The organism is Streptomyces sp. NPDC046716, from assembly GCF_040645755.1.
Lineage (GTDB): Bacteria > Actinomycetota > Actinomycetes > Streptomycetales > Streptomycetaceae > Streptomyces.
In genome coordinates, this window is the sequence record NZ_JBEYYU010000007.1 from 51361 (window position 1) to 68519 (window position 17159).

Here is a 17159-nt window from a genome sequence, read left to right on the forward strand (position 1 = left end):
GTTCCCCATGGCCCCCTCTCGCAACGTCCTCGTGATCGGAGGCGGCGCGGCCGGCAACGCCCTGACGATCCTGCTGCGCCGGGCCGGCGTAGCGGTCGATCTCGTCGAAGCCAAGCAGGACTGGAACGCCACCGCCGGATCCGGCATCACCCTTCAGGGCAACGCCCTGCGCGTGCTGCGCGATCTCGGCGTGTGGGAAAGGGTCGAAGCGTCCGGCTACGGCTTCGGCTCGGTCGGCATCACCGCGCCCGACGGCACCGTGCTGCATGTCCAGGACGACCTGCGCACCGGCGGCGACGACCTGCCCGCCACCGTGGGCATGCAACGCCCGCAGTTGCAGCAGATCCTCATCGAGGCGGTCCGCGCCAGCGGCGCCACCATCCGCCTGGGGACCACGGCGACGATCGTGGGCCAGGACGACGACGGCGTCACCGTGCACCTGAGCGACGGCCACGAAGCCCGCTACGACCTCGTCGTCGCCGCCGACGGACTCGGCTCGACCACCCGTGCCGCCATCGGCATCACCGACACGCCGCGGCCCACGGGCATGGCGATCTGGCGCGTGGCCGCTCCCCGCCCCGCCGGTGTCACGCGCACCGATCTGGCCTACGGCGGGCCTGCTTTCATCGCTGGTTACTGCCCCACCAGCCAGGACACGCTGTACGCGTACGTCGTGGAGGCCAACCGGGACCGGGCGACGATCCCTGCCGAGCGCTACGCCGACGAGATGGTCCGCCTGGCCTCTGCCTACGGCGGCCACTGGCCGGAGATCACCAAGACGATCACGGACCCGGCGCAGGTCAACTACACCTGGTTCGACCAGATGCTGGTCGAGGGCGCCTGGCACCGCGGCCGCGTGGTCCTCATCGGCGACGCCGCGCACTGCTGCCCGCCGACTCTCGCCCAGGGCGCGGCGATGTCCCTCGAGGACGCCGTGGTGCTGTCCGAGCTGCTGACCGGCAGCGACACCTGGGACGACGCGCTGCTGAACGCCTACTACGAGCGGCGCATCGCCCGGGTGCGCCCGGTCGTCGAGGCGTCCGTGCAGCTGGGCCAGTGGCAGCTCGACCAAGTCCGCGACGCCGATGTCCCCGGCCTCATGGCCCGCACCATGACCACGCTGCAGGAGCGCCCGTGACGCCGACCGTCGATGTCCACGCCCACGTGCTGCTGCCCGAAGTGGAGCAGCTCGTCGCCGGGCACCCGGGCCTGGATGAGGCCCGCGCGCTGGATGCGCGGCGCAACGGACCGGCCGCGCTGAAGGCCAGCGGCGAGATGATCAGGGAGCGGTTCGCGCGCCTGACCGACGTCGCGGCCCGGCTGCGGGCCATGGACGAGCAGCAGGTGGACGTCCAGCTGGTCTCCCCCTCCCCCTCGCACTACCACTACTGGGCCGACGAGAACCTCGCCGAGAAGGTGTTCCGCCTGGCCAACGAGGCCACCGCGGCGCATTGTTCGGCCGCGCCGTCGCGGCTGCGCGGCCTGGGTCTCGTACCGCTACAGCATCCGCAGCTGGCCGTCACGGCGCTGGACCATGCACTCGAGGCGGGACTGCTGGGCGTGGAGATCTCCAGCCACGCACCCGGCCGCGAACTGTCCGACCCAGCGCTGGATCCACTGTGGGCACGGGCCGAGCAGACCGGGGCGCTGCTGTTCCTGCACCCCTTCGGCTGCACCCTGGATGAACGCCTGGACCAGTGGTATTTGTCCAACTCGGTGGGCCAGCCCGCCGAGAACGCGGTCGCCCTGTCCCACCTGATCTTCTCCGGCGTCCTGGACCGCCACCCGGGCCTGCGGATCATCGCCGCGCACGGCGGCGGATACCTGCCCACCCACATCGGCCGCGCCGACCACGCCTGGCAGACCCGCACGGACGCCGGCGCCGACTGCGCCCACCTGCCCAGCAGCTACCTCAAACGCCTGTACTTCGACTCCCTCGTCCACGACCCGCACGTGCTGCGCGAGCTGGTACGCGTGGCAGGCGCCGACCGCGTCCTGCTCGGCTCCGATTTCCCCTTCGACATGGGCTCCGCGGACCCCCTCGGGGCACTGCGGGCCGCCCGCCTGAGCGCCACCGACTTCGAAGCCGTCCGCGGCGTCACCGCTTCCGCGCTCCTCGACCTCTCCTGAAGGAGGACCCTCATGACTTCCCGCCTGCTGACCCATCTGCGGCACGTCGACCTCGCCGTGCCCGACTACGACAAGCAGCTCGACTTCTACTCCGGGGTCTGGGGCCTGACCAAGGTCGCGGAGGATTCCGGGATTTCGTTCCTGGCCGCCGAAGGCTCGCCCGAGCAGTACGTGGTGCGGCTGCGCAAGGCCGAGGAGAAGCGCCTGGATCTCATCTCCTACGGCGCCGCATCGCCGACGGATGTCGACACTCTCGCCGAGCGGTTGCTGGCCGGCGGCGTGCAGCTGATCACGCAGCCCGGCGCGGTCGACACACCCGGCGGCGGTTACGGCTTCCGGTTCTTCGACGTCGACGGCCGCACCATCGAGGTCTCGGCCGACGTCGAGGTGCGCCGGCACCGCAAGATCGAGGAGAAGGAGGCCATCCCGGTCAAGCTCTCCCACGTCGTCCTCAACTCCCCCGACCTGGACCGCACCCGGCAGTGGTACGAACAGCACCTGGGCTTCCGCCTGTCCGACACGCTGTCCTCGCCGCACATGGGCGAGGTCATGCACTTCATGCGGATCTCCAACCAGCACCACTCCATGGCCCTGGCCAAGGGCCCGCACACCGCCCTGCACCACATCTCCTTCGAGATGCGCGGCCTGGACGAGTACATGCGCGGCTCCGGCCGCGTGATGCGCGCAGGGTTCACCAAGCTGTGGGGGCCCGGCCGCCACCTGGCCGGTGACAACACCTTCACCTACTTCCTCGACCCGCACGGCAACACGGTGGAGTACACCACCGAGCTGGAGCTCCTGGACGAGGACACCTGGCACCCGCACGTCTACGACTTCTCCCAGCCCGAGGTCACCGACCAGTGGGGCACCGCCAACGCGATGAACGAGATGGTCGCCAAGGAGTCCTTCAACGACGTCGACCGCGGTGTGTTCATCGCCCCGCCGGTCTGACCGATCCCACTCCCGGGAGCGCGCCCGCTCCAGTGGTGCCCTGCTCAACGCGGGCGCGTTCCCGGGCCCTTGTGAAGGGAGCACCCCTCCTTATGCGATTTGTCACCTACCAGCACCGTCAGTCCGTCCGGGTCGCCGTCCTCGAAGCGGACGGCACGCTGTTCCCGCTTCCCGGCGTGCGCTCCCTGACCGATGTCATCGCGGCCGGCGGCGGCCTGCGCGCGCTGCTCGACCTAGGCGCTGTGGCCCTGGATGTGCCGCCCGGCCCGCACGTGTCCGACGTGCGGCTGCTGCCTCCGTTGCAACCCACGTCACTGCGCGACTTCGTGACCTTCGAGGAGCACGTCGAGGGAGTGCGGCGCTCGGTGAGCGGCGCCAGCGGCGTGCCCGAGCAGTGGTACGCGGCGCCGACCTTCTACTTCAGCAACCACCAAGCCGTGTTCGGGCCGCACGACCCGGTGCCGATGCCGCCCGGGTCGGCCGCCCTGGACTTCGAGCTGGAGGTCGCAGCCGTCATCGGCCGTGAGGGCCGCGACCTCACCCCTGAGCAGGCGCGTGAGCACATCATCGGCTACACGATCCTCAACGACTGGTCCGCCCGCGACCTGCAGTCCGCCGAGATGAACGTCGGACTCGGCCCGTGCAAGGGCAAGGACACCGCCAACAGCATCGGCCCGTGTCTGGTGACCGCCGATGAGCTAGAGCCCTACCGCGACAGCGAGGGCCTGCTGCGCCTGGCCCTGACCGCCGAGGTCAACGGCCAGGTGGTCGGCCGGGATCTGCTGTCCAACATGAGCTGGACGTTCGAGGAGATGGTCGCCTACGCCTCGCGCGGGACCCGGGTGATGCCCGGCGACCTGCTGGGTTCGGGCACCTGCGGCAACGGCGGCTGCCTCGCCGAACTGTGGGGTGTGCGCGGAGAACAGACGCCACCGCCCCTCAAGCCCGGAGACACCGTCACGCTCACCGTGGAAGGCATCGGGACGCTGTCCGTGCCCGTGGTGACGGGCACAGAGCCCATCCCCCTGCCCGTGGGTCGGCGCCGTGAGAGGGAGCGGCCGTGAACGCCCTGGATCCCAAGCCGCTGCGGGGCAAGGTCGTCGTCGTCACCGGCGCCGCCCGCGGTCAGGGTGCCGCCCAGGCCCGCATTCTGACCGCGCAGGGCGCACGGGTCGTCGCCGTCGACGTGACCGAGGGCGAGGGCTGTCGTCTGCTCGACGTCACCGACCAGCAGGCATGGCAGGCCCTGGCGGAAGAACTCGGCGACGCCTACGGGCAGGTTCACGGCCTGGTCAACAACGCCGGCATCACCTGGCGGGCCCGGCTGGGTGACGTGCAGGCGGACGACTTCGAGCGCGTACATCGGGTCAATGTCACCGGGCCTCTGCTGGGTATGCAGCACCTCGCGCCGCTCATGCGCTCCGGCGCCGCCATCGTGAACGTGGGCTCCTCCGCCGCGCTCACCGCGCACTACCCGGTCGCCTACACCTCCAGCAAATGGGCGCTGCGCGGGCTCGCCCGAACCGCCGCTCTGGAGCTCGGCCCGCGTGGAATCCGGGTGAACACCGTCCACCCCGGCTTCATCGAGACCGAGATGACCGCCTCGGCAGCGCCCGCCTTCCGGGAGGCCAACGTGCGCGAAACCCCGCTGGGCCGCACCGGGCACGTCGACGACGTCGCGGCTCTGGTCGCGTTCCTGCTCTCGGACGCCGCCGCGTTCGTCACCGGAGCCGACATCCCCGTCGACGGCGGGCTCACCGCCCACGGCGGAGTGAAGTCCATCTCCGATGCCCTCCGCTCCCCGGTCACACCGGCATGAAGCGGCTGGAAGGAAAGGTGGCGCTGGTCCCCGGCTCGGGCAGCGGGCTGGGCCGGGCCGCCGCACTGCGCTTCGCAGCCGAAGGGGCCCTCGTCGTGGGCGGCGACACCGACCACGTCAGCGCACTGCAGACCCAGCGCCTGATCGGGCGCGAAGGAGGCATCGCCCTCAACGCCGCCAAGCTGGACCTCACCGACCCGGGCAGCGTCCAAGTCTGGGCGCAGGAGGCCGTCGACGCCTTCGGCGGCATCGACCTGCTCCTCGCCCATACCCCCACCGCCCGAGGCGCGCACATCGAGGACCAGTCCTTCGACGACTACACGGCCACGATCCGCAGCCAACTGGATTCGGTGTGGCTGTGTGCGAAGGCAGTGTGGCCGCACCTGACGCTCGGCGACAGCTGCATCATCACCGTCGCCTCCGCGGCCGCGGTGGCCGGCTCGCCCGATCGCGGCCTGGGGGCGCAGGCCGCAGCCGCGGGCGGCGTGGTCTCCATGTCCCGACAGCTGGCGGCCGAAGGAGCTGCGTTCGGGATCCGTGTGAACTGCCTCAGTCCCGCCGGCATCGCCCTGGAGGGCGCCGGGCCCACGCCCGCCGAAGCGGGCGGCTGCGCGCCGGTGGGCCGGGCCGGGCGCGCGGAGGACCTACTCAATGCGGCTGTCTTCCTCGCCTCCGGTGAGGCCTCCTTCATCACCGGCGCCCATCTCGTCGTGGACGGCGGCTGGTCCGCCGTCCGGCCCGGCTGAAAGGACAATTCTTCATGGACAAGGTCAGTACCTCGGCCGCCGCCGCGGTGGCCGACATTCCCGACGGCGCCTCCCTGGCGGTCGGCGGCTTCGGCCTCAGCGGCATTCCCGACACACTGATCGCGGCACTGCACGCCCAGGGCGCCGGCCGGCTGCAGGTGGTGTCCAACAACTGCGGCACCGACGGCCGCGGCCTGGGCGTCCTGCTGGAATCCGGACGCATCGCCCGGGTGACGGGCAGCTACGTCGGCGAGAACAAGGAGTTCGCCCGCCAGTACCTGGCCGGTGAGCTGGAAGTGGAACTCGTACCGCAGGGCACGCTCGCCGAACGCCTGCGCGCAGGCGGCGCCGGCATCCCGGCCTTCTTCACCCCGGCCGGGGTGGGAACCCAGGTCGCCGACGGCGGCCTGCCCTGGCGCTACCGCACCGACGGCACCGTGCACACGGCATCCCCCGCCAAGGAGACCCGCACCTTCAACGGCGCGACCTACGCACTGGAACACGCCGTCACCACCGACTTCGCACTGGTGCGGGCCTGGCGCGGCGACCGGCACGGCAACCTCGTCTTCCGCAAGGCGGCCGCGAACTTCAACCCACTCGCCGCCATGGCCGGACGCGTCACCATCGCCGAGGTGGAAGAACTCTGCGAACCCGGAGAGCTCGACGCGGACACCGTGCACCTGCCCGGCATCTTCGTGCAGCGCGTCGTCGCCCTCACCCCCGCCCAGGCGGCCGCCAAGACCATCGAGAAGAGGACCGTACGCGCATGAGCACGCCCACCGGATGGACGCGTGAACAGATGGCCGCCCGCGCCGCCGAAGAGCTGGAGGACGGCTCCTACGTGAACCTGGGCATCGGCCTGCCCACGCTGATCCCCAACTACCTGCCGGCGGGTGTGCACGTCGTGCTGCACTCGGAGAACGGAATCCTGGGCACTGGGCCCTACCCCGACGGCGATGCCGTGGACGCGGACCTGATCAACGCGGGCAAAGAGACCGTCACCGTGCTCCCCGGCGCCAGCTTCTTCGACTCCGCGCTCTCCTTCGGCATGATCCGCGGCGGGCACGTCGACATCGCGGTGCTCGGCGCGATGCAGGTCTCCGCCGCCGGGGACCTCGCGAACTGGATGATCCCCGGAAAGATGGTCAAGGGCATGGGCGGCGCCATGGACCTCGTACACGGGGCACGCCGGGTCATCGCGCTGATGGAACACACTGCCAAGGACGGCAGCGCGAAGATCCTCGATCAGTGCACCCTGCCGCTGACCGGCCAGCGGTGCGTGGACCGCATCATCACCAACCTCTGCGTCCTCGACGTCACCGAACACGGCCTCTCCTTGGTGGAGACAGCGCCCGGTGTGACCGTGGACGACATTCGGAAGCTCACCGGCACGGCTCTGCACGTGCAGGCATCCACAGCAAGCCGCTGAGCCGCCGGAGAACATCTGCACGCCCAAATGGGTTTCCGGGGAGCATGCGTCCCCTGGCACATTGCCCCGTTTCCCGCGTGAGGCCGGAAGCCGACAGCTCGTACGACGTTGGCAGCGCGGAGACTCCCTCGGTGACCTGGAGACCCAGCTGACGACGGATGGACATGGGGCAGCTCTCCCGCCCACTTGAAGTCGCCGATGGCACGCCGGGCCCTGCGTGACGGCGTGAGCCAGTGCTGGGTGTTCTTCGAGGGTGGCTCCCGCAACCACATGCGCGTGCTAAAGAGGCGCTGGCGCCAAGGGGACACACGTTTCAACACCGTTCAAGGTGTCCGAGCCCCCCGCGCCGCCGCCCTGCGGGGCGGCCGTATTGCTGGGCGGCGGGGACGCTCAGGCGGCCCGGCCGTCGGTTTCCTGGTTGCTGAGCTGATGCCGGCCTGGGCCGACGGTGAAGGCGAGTCGGCCAGGGAGGCGGACGATCCCGCTGCAGCCGGGCGGGACCGTGACTTCGGCGTTGAGTACGCCTTCGAACAGTTCCCAGGCGATGGCCGCGTCGCCGTAGGGGGTGGTGTGGCGGGCGCGGGCCCAGGTCAGTCCGGCGCCGGGGCGGGGGCGGAACTCGATGGTGCGGTAGCCCGGTTCGGCCGGGGCCAGGCCGGCGACGACGCGGTGGAGCCAGTCGGCGACGGCTCCGAGGGCGTAGTGGTTGAAGGAGGTCATGCCTCCCGGGTTGAGGGTGCCGTCGGGGCGCATGCTGTCCCAGCGTTCCCAAATGGTGGTCGCACCCATGGTCACGGTGTACAGCCAAGAGGGGCATTCGGTCTGGGTGAGGAGCCGGTAGGCGGTGTCGAGGTGGCCGGTGTCGGTGAGCGCGTCACAGATCAGCGGAGTGCCGACGAAGCCGGTGGCGATCTTGGCGTCGTTGTCGTCGACGAGTTCGGCCAGGCGGGTGCCGGCTTGTTCGCGTTGCTCGCTGGTCTCGAGGAGGTCGAAGACGAGGGCGATGGCATAGGCGGTGGGGCTGTCGCTGGTCATGCGGCCGTCGGGGAGGAGGTAGCGGTCGCGAAAGGCCTGGGCGACTTCGTCGGCGAGGAGTCCGTAGCTGTGCGCGGCATCGGTCTTGCCCAGTTCGGCGGCGGCACGGGCGAGGTGGCGTGCGGAGTGCGCGAAGTAGGCGGTGGCGACGAGATAGCGGTCGGTGCGGGTGGCAGCCGGATCCTCCGGGGGCGCCGCCGGGTCGAGCCAGTCCCCCAGTTGCCGGCCCTGGTCCCACAGGCGGCTGGGTCCGGCGAGGCGGGTTTGCAGGTCGACCCAGGCGCGGGCCATCGGGAAGTGGCGGCGCAGGAGTTCGAGGTCGCCGAAGCGCTGGTAGAGGACCCAGGGGGTGAGGGTGGCGACGTCCCCCCAGGCGGCGCCGGGCTGAATGGGCGTCCATTGCGGTCCGCCGGGGATGACAGGCACGTACCAGGGGACGGTGCCGTCGGGGAGCTGTTCGAGGGCGACGTCGGTGAGCCAGGAGTCGAGCATGCCGGCGCAGTCGTACAGGAAGCTCGCGGTGGGGGCGAAGACCTGGATGTCGCCGGTCCAGCCGAGGCGCTCGTCGCGCTGGGGGCAGTCGGTGGGCAGGTCGACGAAGTTGCCGCGCATGCTCCAGACGACGTTCTCGTGGAGGCGGTTGATCAGGTCGTCGCTGCACTCGAACCATCCGGTGCGCCGCATGTCCGTGTGGTAGACCCGCGCGGTGACGTCCCGGGGGGTCAACTCACCTATCCAGCCGCTTATTTCGGCGTAGCGGAAGCCGTGCAGGGTGAAGCGCGGTTCCCAGGCGAGCGGGCCCGTGCCGTCGAGGATGAGAGTGTCGATGGAGACGGCTTCGCGCAGGGGGCGGGTGGCGAGTTCGCCGTCCTGGAGGACTTCGGCGTGGCGCAGGGTGATGTGGGTGCCGCGGGGGCCGTCGAGGGTGATGCGGAGGCGGCCGACGAGGTTCTGGCCGAAGTCGAGCAGGTAGCGGCCGTCGCCGGTGCGGGTGATCGTGGCCGGGGTTATTTCCTGGGTGCAGCGCACGGGTGAGGTGTGCGGGGCGGTCAAGGTGGCGGGGTCGCGGTGGTGGACGGCGACGGGCTGCCAGGGGGTGTCGTTGTGTTGGGTGGTGGACCAGGCCGGGTCGTTCAGGCGGGCGTCGAAGGTCTCTCCTTCGTACAGTCCGGCCGTGAGGATGGGGCTGGGGGCGGCCTGCCAGGTGTGGTCGGTGGCGATGGTGGTGGTGCTGGAGTCGGGATGGGTGATTTCGAGTTGGGCGATGAGGGACTGGTCGGTGCCGTAGACGTTGCGGGTGCCGCCGTCGAAGCCGATGCGGCCGCGGTACCAGCCGTCGCCGAGCCAGGCCCCGAGGGTGTTGGCGCCGTCGGTGAGGTGGTCGGTGACGTCGTAGGTGTAGTAGCGCAGGCGCTGGCCGTAGACGGTCCAGCCGGGTGAGAGGGTGTCGTCGCCGACACGGCGTCCGTTGATCTCGGCTTCGTAGAGGCCGTGGGCGGTGATGTACAGGCGGGCGTGGGCGATGGGCTGGGTGAGGGTGAAGGTCTTGCGGACGCGGGCGGGACGGCGGTCACTGTCGGGATCCTCGGTCCAGGGGGCGCCGACGGGTTGGGCCGACCAGTCGGCGGGGTCGAGGAGGCCGGCTTCGACGATGGAGGGGGCGCTCCACGGGGAGGGGGTGTCGTGGCCGGTGGTCCAGGTGCGGACGCGGACGGTGGCGCGTTCGCGGGAGGTGAGCGGCGTGGTGGGCCAGGGGACGAGGAGCTGGTCGCCGGTGGTGGTGCGGCCGGTGCGGTGGAGGGTGCCGGCGCGGTCGATTTCGAGTTCGTAGGCCTCTTGGCGGTCGGCGGGGGTGGATTGCTGCCAGGACAGGCGGGGGGCGGGGGTGCCGGTGCCGAGTCCGTCACGCAGGTGCTCGAAGGTGACGGGTGTGGGCTGGGAGATCACGGTTGGGGGCCTTTCACGAGGTGGGCGTTGATCACCAGGGGCGGTGGTGGTCAGCCCTTGACGGCGCCGGACGTGAGGCCCTTCATCACCTTCTGGTTGAGGAAGAGGTAGATCACGAGTGTGCCGAAGACGTTGATGCAGATCGCGGCGAACAGGGGGCCGTACTGGGTGGCGCCGAAGTCGCCGCTGAAGTTGAGCAGGCCTACCTGGATGGTGCGCAGGTCCTGGTTGTTGGTGAAGGTGAGCGCGATGAGGAGGTCGTTCCAGATGAAGAAGAACTGGACGAGCCCGACGGTCAGCAGGGCGTTGCGGACCAGGGGGATGCTGATGGTCCAGAACGCGCGCAGGATGCCGGCGCCGTCGATGGTGGCCGCTTCGAAGAGTTCGCGGGGCACGGACCGGTAGTAGGTGGCCATCATGAAGACGGTCAGGGGCAGCCCGGTGCCGGTGTAGGTCAGGATGAGCGGCCACAGGGTGCCGGACAGTCCGGTCTGGAAGTAGACGGTGAACAGCGGCAGCAGGATCATCTGCGGGGGCACCATCATGCCGGCGAGGAAGACCAGCAAGGTGAGGCTGCGGCCCTTCCACACCATGGCCTGGAGGGCGAATCCGGCGGCGGTGCCCAGCAGCAGCATGAGGGCGAGGGCGGGGACGACGGCCAGGACGCTGTTCTTGACGTAGAGGCCGATGTGGCCGGTGGTCCAGGCGTCGGCGTAGTTGCCCCATTCCCAAGTGCTGGGCAGGCTCCAGGTGGAGTGGTTGAGGTAGTCGCTGTTGGACTTGAGCGACGTGAGGAACATCCAGATCAGCGGGTATATCTCGACGATCAGCAGCAGCGTGATGACGATCTTGACCCACAGGCGGGTGCCGCGGGGACGCGGGGTGCGGTGGGACGCGGGGGCGGCGGGGAGCTTGCTGGTGCCCGTGGCCGCGGCGGGGTGGGTGGTGTCGAGGGCCATGGGCTCAGTCCTTCGTGAGGTCGCGCCGCGAGGCGCGGAAGACGACCAGAGTCACCATCAGGCAGACGATGGTCAGCAGCAGGGCGATGGTGCTGCCGTAGCCGTAGTCGCTGTAGGTGAACGAGGTTTGGAACATGTAGAGCGTCAGCGGTGAAGTGCTGTTGCCGGGGCCGCCGTTGGTCAGGGCGATGATGGAGTCGAAGGCCTTGAGAGTGCCGTTGATGCTGAAGATCAGCGAGGACATGAGCACCGGGAACGACATGGGCAGCACGATGTGGCGGATCAGGCGCAGGCCGGAGGCGCCGTCGAGGCGGGCGGATTCGAGGACTTCGTCGGGGATGTCGACGAGGCCGGCGAAGAGCAGGACTGCGTAGAAGCCCATGGACCGCCAGATGTCCATGACGATCAGGACCCAGAAGGCGTGTCCGGAGCTGCCGAAGAAGTCGATGGAGTCGATGCCGACGGCGTTGAGCAGCGAGTTGACCGGTCCGGTCTGCGGGCCGACCTGGAAGAAGTTCTTGAAGAGCAGGCCGACGGCGACGGTGGGCAGCACCACGGGGAAGAAGACGAGCGTGCGGATGAGGGCGGAGGCCTTCTTGAGGAAGAAGACGTAGAGCAGGGCCAGGAGGTAGCCGGCGACGACCTGGCCGACGGTGACGGTGACCGCGTACTTGGCGGTGAACCACAGGGCGTGGCGGACGTCGGGGTCGGTGAACAGGCGGTGGAAGTTGTCCAGGCCGTTGCCGGTGAACCCGTCGATCGTGTTGCCCGTGGTGAAGCTGTATCCCAGTGACCACAGGGTCGGGACGAGCATGATCAGGGAGTAGACGAGCAGGGCGGGGCCGAGGAGGATCAGGACGGCCCGGCGGTCACCGAGTACGCGGTGCATGGGTGGAGTCCACTTCGTGAGGGATGCGGCGGTGGGGCGGGAGGGGGACGGTCCAGACCCGGCGGGTCTGAACCGTCAGTGCGCGCGCCTCATTTGCTGGACAGGGCGTCCTGCACGGTCTGCATGAACTGCTTCGGGCTCATGGTTCCGTTGACCAGGCTGGCCGCGTTGGTCTGGGAGACGGTGGTGGCCTTGGTGCTGAAGAGGGCCTCGAACCACAGGACGTTCTGCTTGGAGTCGCCGATGGTCTTGCGGACCTTGCCGGTGACGGCGTTGGCGTCCTTGACGTCGGTGTTGGTCTTGAAGCCGGAGATGGAGCCCTGGTCCTTCAGGGCGGTGCTGCCGTAGTTTTTGGCGATGCAGCTGACCCAGTCGCCGGTCTTGGGGTCGATGTTCTTGCCCAGGGTGATGCCCAGGCCGACGTTGGAGGGGTACTGGTCGATGGAGCCCTTGCCGCCGGACACGGCGGGGAACGGCATGAAGCCGATGTTGTCGGCGCCGACGGTGTTCGCCTTCTTGTCGGCGATGTTGGTCAGGGCCCAGCTGCCCATGTAGAACATGGCGGCCTTGCCGGTGAGGAACTGGTTGGCGGCGGTGTCGTAGTCGATGGAGCCGACGCCCTTGCCGAAGTAGCCCTTCTTGCCGAGGTCGGCGATCTCCTGGGCGGCCTTGACGTACTGCGGGTCGGTGAGCTTGGCCTTGCCGTCCTGGACGTCCTTGAGGGCGTCGGGGCCCAGGCTGCGGTAGAGGTAGCCGCTGATGAGGCGGGTCAGCGGCCAGCCCTGCTGGCCGGAGGCGGAGAACGGCTGGACGTTCTTGGCTTCGAGCTTGGCCGCGGCGGTCGTCAGCTCGTCCCAGGTGCCGGGCTCGCTGATGCCGTTCTTCGCGAAGATCTTCTTGTTGTAGAAGATGCCCTCGATGTTGTACTCGTACGGCAGGACCTCCATCTTGCCGCCGTACAGGGCCTTGATCGTGGAGATCGCGGCGGGCTGGATCTGGTCGAGGACGCCGAGCTTGTCGAGTTCCTTCTCCAGGTCGGCGACCTTGCCGGACTTGTAGAGCTTGTCGGTCAGGGCGGGGGCATTGCCGGCGGCGAACTGGACGGGCAGGGCGTTCTGTCCGGCCAGCAGCTGCAGCTTCTGGTCGAGGCCGGTCTGGGGGACGCTTTCGACCTTCAGCGGCAGGGCCTTGTTCTCGTCCGCGCAGGCCCCCTTGGACAGGGTGCCCAGAGCGGTCTTGACCGTGGCGTTCTCGTTGACGGTCAGGTAGCTGAAGTCCTTGGGAGCAGAGGCGGATCCGCCTCCACTGCCGCCGCAGGCGGCAGTGAAGAGGGCCAGGGCGGCGGTGCTCGCGGTCAGGGCGGCGAGGCGGGCCCTTCTGGCGGCGGACGAGTCGGTGTTCACGGCATGCTCCCAGTCATCGTTGAACGGAGGGTGCGCGAGGCCTGCGGGATGGGGCGGATCCTCGACAGGGCGTGTGTATAACGTTCTCCACGCGAAGTGCGACCACAGTGCACTTCGCTGGCGCGGACGTCAAGACACGACGTCGTAACATCGGAGAAGGCCCGCGAACACCTGGCGCTCGCGGGCAGGAATCGTGTAGACCGTTACATCATCGAGTGAGAGCACGAGGGATGCGCAGCATGCCGGAGCCGGAACAGAAGAAGCGCGTGACCATCACAGACGTGGCCAAGCACGCAGGCGTGTCCACCGCGGCGGTCTCCAAGGTGCTGCGCAACGCCTACGGCGTCAGCCCAGCCATGCAGGAGAAGGTCCGCGCCTCGATGGCCGCCCTGGAGTACCGGCCGCACGCCGCCGCACGCGGCATGCGCGGCCGTACCTACACGATCGGCGTACTGCTCGACAACATCCGCAACACGTTCTTCGCCGACATCCTCGACGGCGTGCGCGACCAGCTGCGCGAATCCGACTACACCGTCATGATCGGTGCCGCCGGCTTCGGCCCGCAGGACCAGGACAGGGTCATCCGGTCGATGGTCGACCGGCAGATGGACGGGCTGATCCTGATCGCCCCCGGCACCGCGCGCGAGGAAGTCCTCGCCGTCGCCCGCGCCACCCCGACCGTGGTCATCGGCCACCACGACACGTCCGACGCACACGATTCGGTCGCCGACGCCGACGCGGCCGGTGCCGCTCTCGTCGTCGACCACCTGGTCGAGCTCGGCCACCGCGACATCGCCCTGGTCTCCTCCCCCGGCACCCGCGCCAGCCACTGGAAGCAGACCCCGGAGATCGAGCTGACCCACGGATACACGCAGGCCATGGACCGCCACGGCCTGGGCGAGCATGCGCAGGTCTGCAAGTCCGCCTACTCCGACGAGGGCGGCCACAAGGCCGGCCTGAGCCTGCTGTCGTCCTCTCGCCGGCCCACCGCGATCATGGCGGGCGCCGACGTCGCCGCGCTCGGCGTCTGGCGTGCCGCACACGAACTCGGCCTACGCGTCCCCCAGGACGTCTCGATCGTCGGCTACAACAACACCGCCGTCGCCGACCTGGCCACCGTTCAACTCTCCAGCGTCGACCAGGCCGGACACGACATGGGTGCCACCGCCGCCCGTCTGCTCATCGAGCGGGTCGAGGGCCAGCGCGATCGCGCCGTGCAAGCCACCATGACCCCCCGCCTCGTGGTCCGCGCCAGCACCGCGGCGCCCACGACCGCAGCCGAGTAAGTGCGCCCGGGAGGAGTTGAGGTGACGGCCGTGAAGCAACGCGTGGGCATGGTCGATGTCGCCCGGGAGGCCGGCGTCTCCCTGGGCACCGTGTCCAACGTCTACAACCAGCCCGAAAAGGTCTCCCCTGACACCCGGTTGCGCGTCCAGGCCGCCATCGACCGGCTCGGCTATGTGCGCAGCGAGACCGCACGGGTGCTGCGTGGCCGCCCCTCCCGCATCATGGCCGTTGTCGTGCATGACCTGGCCAATCCCTTCTGCATCGCCTTGGTCCAGGGCGCAGAACAGGCCGCGCGCCGGGCCGGGCTCGGCGTCATGGTCTGCAACAGTGCCGGTGATCCGGCCGAGGAACTGCGCTACGCATCTCTGCTGATCGAACACCGCATCCGAGGGGCCCTGATCGCCCCCACGGACTCGACCGGCCAGACCGTCCGGGCAATGCGGCACAGCCAGATCCCCCTGGTCGTCGTCGACGACTGCAAGCCCGGCCGAGACGTGTGCTCGGTCGCCGTCGACGACGTGTTGGGCGGCGAACTCGCGACCACCCACCTGCTTGCGGCCGGCCACCGGTCCATCGTGTTCGTCGGCGGCCCGCCCCATCTGCCACAGGTGCGGGCCCGCAGCCAAGGAACGCTCCGCGCGCTCGCTCAAGCCCGCCTCCCCGCCTCCACGGTGACCGAGCTCAGCTGCGAGGAGATGACAGTGGCCGCGGGCAGAGATGCTGGGGCCAGAGTGCTGGGCATGCCCAACCGTCCGACCGGGATCTTCTGCGCAAACGACCTCTTGGCCACCGGAGTTCTGCAGGCCCTGTTCGAGGCGGGAGTCCACGTTCCCGACGACATCGCACTGGTCGGCTACGACGACATCGAACACGCGGCGGCCGCCGCAGTGCCGCTCACCTCAGTGCGCCGTCCAGCCCGCTTCATGGGCACACGCGCGGCCAACCTGCTCATCGACAAGACCTCATCAGCCTCTCCCGCCGTACACACCCACCAGCAGGTGATCCTGCGCCCGGAACTCGTCGTGCGCCGCTCTTCCCCGCGCCGCGACATGCCTGGAGCGTTGGTGCGCCACGGCTGACACTCATGCGCTCGTCCACTGCACGGACGTTGGCCGGAGCCGCATGACGCCTGCTCCGGATCCGCTGTTCAGTGGTATACGGACGTGCTGTACGGGTGCGCCGGAGCTGGGCCGGGGCGAGTTGGGTGGCGGTGATGTGGTCGGCAGCGGTGTCGCTGCCCGCGTTCCCGGGCCGTAGCAGCGCGGCCACCGGCTCCCCGGTGCCGCCGCGTCCGTGGTCGACGAAGCCCATCAGCGGATGATGTCCGAAGGACTTCTTCCAGGTCGCGGCAACGTCCTGCTTCTCGGAGTGGGCCAGGCCCAGGACCCCGTCCAGGTCCACGATCACCCGGCCACCCGCGTCCGGTGACGATGCGCCGGCCAACTTCCAGACCCGCTGCCGCACTTCGGCCCGCGCCGTCCGGATCGCGGTCAGAGTCCTGTGCCCGCCCCCGGCGAGCTTGTCGATGAGCCGGGAGACGGTCGGGTCGGAGGACGCCGGCCCGAACACGGTCGGCTCGGCCCGCAGCATCCCCACATCGGCGAGGCAGTCCCCGCCCAGCGCGACCGCCAGAGCCACGTCCAGCAGGATCTTGCCCGATCGTGCACTGCCCGGGCCTTCCGCCACGGCGCCAGCGCTGCTGATTTTGCGGTAACCGACAGGACCCTAGCCAAGTCCCGTCGTTGCAGATCGGGAGCGTTCTCTGCTTACTTGATCAGGGCACGGACGAGCGGCCCGGTCGCACTCGCATGCCCACGTTGAGCGGTGGTCGGGCGGGGGCGCGGGCGGTCAGTCAGCCGCCGTGTGTGCGCCGAGGTGGGAGCGGTGCCGGTCCACGATTCCCCCGACGATTTTCATCAGGCGGTCTCCCGTCTGATCGATGCTTCCGTTCTGTGTACTGACCTGGGCACCTTCGAGTACGAAGGTGATCTCGGCCGCGGCCTGTCCGGGGTCGGGCATCTGGGCTTCGGTGCACATGCCGATCAGCCTGCGGGCCTGATGGGCCTTGTGGTCCTCGATCACTTGCCGTGCCGGATGAAGGCGGTCGGGAAGCTCGGCGAGGGAGTTGATGAACGGGCAGCCCCTGTATGAAATCGTCGGCAGCCCCTCGGCGATGAAGCGGGCCAGGCCCAGAATCTGCTCCTCGGGCCGGTCGGGATATTCGGTTTCCACCCGGTCGAAGGCCGCCTGATAGTCCGCTGCGACGATCCGCAGCCACTCCGCGACCAGCGCGTCCTTGGTCTCGAAGTGCCGGTAGATCGCCATTTTGGTGGTCTCGGCCTTGTCGGCGATCGCCTGCACCCCCACCTGCCGGATCCCTTCTCTCTGGAAGAGCTCTTCGGCGGCGTCGAGAATGCGCTCACGAGGCGGCAGCTTCGCCACTCTGCTCGGCCTGCTGAGGGTCGATGCCATGACTACTCCGTCACTCCGGTCGATCGTGCGGTCCACACCCCTCCACGGTACCAGTCGGACCCATGCGATACCGTCGGGTATCGTTCGGCACT

The 17159-nt window shown here is 69.4% G+C and carries 15 protein-coding genes and 1 pseudogene; 10 read left to right on the forward strand and 6 right to left on the reverse strand.

Features of this window, described 5'->3' with window-relative positions:
- Positions 1-7: 7 nt before the first annotated feature.
- The 8 genes from ABZ930_RS07570 to ABZ930_RS07605 all read left to right on the forward strand — a co-directional run bounded on the left by ABZ930_RS07570 (position 8) and on the right by ABZ930_RS07605 (position 7075).
- Complete coding sequence (locus tag ABZ930_RS07570) at positions 8-1138, forward strand: FAD-dependent oxidoreductase (RefSeq protein ID WP_361543039.1); 1131 nt, start codon at positions 8-10, stop codon at positions 1136-1138.
- Positions 1135-2130 (forward strand): amidohydrolase family protein, encoded by a 996-nt coding sequence (locus tag ABZ930_RS07575; protein WP_361543042.1) that lies wholly within the window; start codon positions 1135-1137, stop codon positions 2128-2130. The genes ABZ930_RS07570 and ABZ930_RS07575 overlap by 4 nt, the downstream gene beginning before the upstream one ends.
- Before the next feature lie 12 nt (positions 2131-2142).
- Entirely contained in the window at positions 2143-3081 is a 939-nt protein-coding gene (locus ABZ930_RS07580; protein ID WP_361543045.1) for a VOC family protein, read from the forward strand.
- A 92-nt stretch (positions 3082-3173) separates the two neighbouring features.
- Positions 3174-4145 carry a fumarylacetoacetate hydrolase family protein gene (locus tag ABZ930_RS07585; RefSeq protein WP_361543048.1) on the forward strand — a complete coding sequence of 324 codons (972 nt, stop codon included), beginning with the start codon at positions 3174-3176 and terminating at the stop codon, positions 4143-4145.
- Positions 4142-4900 (forward strand): SDR family oxidoreductase, encoded by a 759-nt coding sequence (locus ABZ930_RS07590; protein ID WP_361543051.1) that lies wholly within the window; start codon positions 4142-4144, stop codon positions 4898-4900. Before ABZ930_RS07585 ends, ABZ930_RS07590 begins: the two co-directional genes overlap by 4 nt.
- A complete protein-coding gene (locus ABZ930_RS07595) occupies positions 4897-5646 on the forward strand; it encodes an SDR family oxidoreductase (protein WP_361543054.1) in 750 nt (249 codons plus the stop codon). The genes ABZ930_RS07590 and ABZ930_RS07595 overlap by 4 nt, the downstream gene beginning before the upstream one ends.
- A 14-nt stretch (positions 5647-5660) precedes the next feature.
- Positions 5661-6416 carry a CoA transferase subunit A gene (locus tag ABZ930_RS07600; protein WP_361543057.1) on the forward strand — a complete coding sequence of 252 codons (756 nt, stop codon included), beginning with the start codon at positions 5661-5663 and terminating at the stop codon, positions 6414-6416.
- The gene (locus ABZ930_RS07605) at positions 6413-7075 is read left to right on the forward strand and encodes a CoA transferase subunit B (protein WP_361543060.1); all 663 of its coding nucleotides are present in this window, start codon (positions 6413-6415) and stop codon (positions 7073-7075) included. Before ABZ930_RS07600 ends, ABZ930_RS07605 begins: the two co-directional genes overlap by 4 nt.
- Positions 7076-7465: 390 nt before the next feature.
- Here ABZ930_RS07605 and ABZ930_RS07610 read toward each other — a convergent pair whose 3' ends face one another.
- From ABZ930_RS07610 to ABZ930_RS07625, 4 genes are all read right to left on the reverse strand, one after another.
- Positions 7466-10057, reverse strand: a complete 2592-nt coding sequence (locus ABZ930_RS07610; protein ID WP_361543063.1) for a family 78 glycoside hydrolase catalytic domain — start codon at positions 10055-10057, stop codon at positions 7466-7468.
- A 50-nt stretch (positions 10058-10107) separates the two neighbouring features.
- The gene (locus ABZ930_RS07615) at positions 10108-11016 is read right to left on the reverse strand and encodes a carbohydrate ABC transporter permease (RefSeq protein ID WP_361543066.1); all 909 of its coding nucleotides are present in this window, start codon (positions 11014-11016) and stop codon (positions 10108-10110) included.
- 4 nt (positions 11017-11020) lie between these two features.
- Positions 11021-11905 carry a sugar ABC transporter permease gene (locus ABZ930_RS07620; protein WP_361543069.1) on the reverse strand — a complete coding sequence of 295 codons (885 nt, stop codon included), beginning with the start codon at positions 11903-11905 and terminating at the stop codon, positions 11021-11023.
- An 89-nt stretch (positions 11906-11994) separates the two neighbouring features.
- Positions 11995-13308 (reverse strand): extracellular solute-binding protein, encoded by a 1314-nt coding sequence (locus tag ABZ930_RS07625; RefSeq protein ID WP_361543072.1) that lies wholly within the window; start codon positions 13306-13308, stop codon positions 11995-11997.
- Between the two features lie 266 nt (positions 13309-13574).
- Between ABZ930_RS07625 and ABZ930_RS07630 the strand changes: the two genes are divergently transcribed.
- Both ABZ930_RS07630 and ABZ930_RS07635 read left to right on the forward strand, forming a co-directional pair.
- Positions 13575-14594 carry a LacI family DNA-binding transcriptional regulator gene (locus tag ABZ930_RS07630; RefSeq protein WP_361543075.1) on the forward strand — a complete coding sequence of 340 codons (1020 nt, stop codon included), beginning with the start codon at positions 13575-13577 and terminating at the stop codon, positions 14592-14594.
- Between the two features lie 30 nt (positions 14595-14624).
- The gene (locus tag ABZ930_RS07635; protein ID WP_361543466.1) at positions 14625-15674 is read left to right on the forward strand and encodes a LacI family DNA-binding transcriptional regulator; all 1050 of its coding nucleotides are present in this window, start codon (positions 14625-14627) and stop codon (positions 15672-15674) included.
- A gap of 103 nt (positions 15675-15777) precedes the next feature.
- Here ABZ930_RS07635 and ABZ930_RS07640 read toward each other — a convergent pair.
- Both ABZ930_RS07640 and ABZ930_RS07645 read right to left on the reverse strand, forming a co-directional pair.
- Positions 15778-16298: pseudogene (locus ABZ930_RS07640) on the reverse strand (transposase); the annotation flags it as partial.
- Between the two features lie 145 nt (positions 16299-16443).
- Positions 16444-17067, reverse strand: a complete 624-nt coding sequence (locus ABZ930_RS07645; RefSeq protein ID WP_361543078.1) for a helix-turn-helix domain-containing protein — start codon at positions 17065-17067, stop codon at positions 16444-16446.
- Positions 17068-17159 lie beyond the last annotated feature (92 nt).